Origin of the sequence: Anaeromassilibacillus sp. Marseille-P3371 (assembly GCF_900169665.1) — a bacterium.
Classification (GTDB): domain Bacteria; phylum Bacillota; class Clostridia; order Oscillospirales; family Acutalibacteraceae; genus Anaeromassilibacillus.
Map to the genome: position 1 here is coordinate 157,503 of NZ_LT835157.1, position 1,003 is coordinate 158,505.

The window sequence follows — 1,003 nt, forward strand, 5'->3', positions numbered from 1 at the left end:
TTCCGCTCGGTGGCGGTCAACGGCCAGGAGGAACTCATCAGCGGCGATTCGTATACCTACACAGTAGAGATGACGGGCGAAGGCGTCGACTTGGACTTCGTGTTCGAGGTGACGGACAAGCGGATTCTGGAGCAAACCTATCAGTATGCAAAGCCCTATGTGGATGATGGGACGGTCGATTCGCTGGTGACCGAGGCGAGAGAAGCCTTCATGGAGGCATATGACGCCGCGGAAGCTGTGCTGAACAATACAGCGGCGACGCAGACGGAGATTGACAAGGCCTGGAGCGACCTGCTGAACGTACTGCATTATCTGAACTTCCAGCCGGGCGATAAGAGCGCCCTGGAAGAGCTGTACAATATCCTGAGCGACCTTGTGGAGGATGACTTCACAAGCAGCAGCTGGGCCTTGTTTGAAAAAGCGATGGAGCAGGCAAAAGAAGTGGTCGAAGACCCGGAACCGTTGGAGGGCGACATCACAAAGGCATATGAAGACCTGACAGCTGCGTCCAAGCAACTGATTCGCGCATCGGACGTCAGCAATTTGAATACCGCCATTGAAAAGGCGGAAGAAATCAAAACGGACATCGAAGCGGGCAAATACCTGCCGGACGGACAGGAAGCGTTCCTGGAGGCATTGGAAGCTGCCAAGAAGCTGGACAAGGATTCCCCACAGGCAGAAGTGGACCAGGCCGCGAAGGATCTGTTGCAGGCGATGTCGGCCCTGCGCAAGAAGGCGGACAAGACGGAACTGGAAGAGTTGCTGAAGGAAATCAATGCGCTCGATCCGTCGAAATATACAGCGGCAAGCTATGCAGCAGTAGCAGAGGTCAAAGAGGTTTTGAACGCGTTGATGGCGGATGACAGCCTGGACGCGGAGGAAGGCCAGAAGAAGATCGATGCAGCTGTGGCGCAGGCACGCGAGGCACAGAACAACCTGGTGAAGGTTGATACCAATAAGCCGTCCAAGGGCAGCAGTTCTGGCAGTTCTTCTGCAAACGCGA

Annotated in this window: 1 protein-coding gene; it reads left to right on the forward strand. The window is 55.3% G+C overall.

What is annotated here, in order from left to right; translation table 11 throughout:
* A partial coding sequence (locus B9Y59_RS00475; RefSeq protein ID WP_158088894.1) for an FIVAR domain-containing protein occupies nucleotides 1-1,003 on the forward strand: 1,003 nt, incomplete at both ends.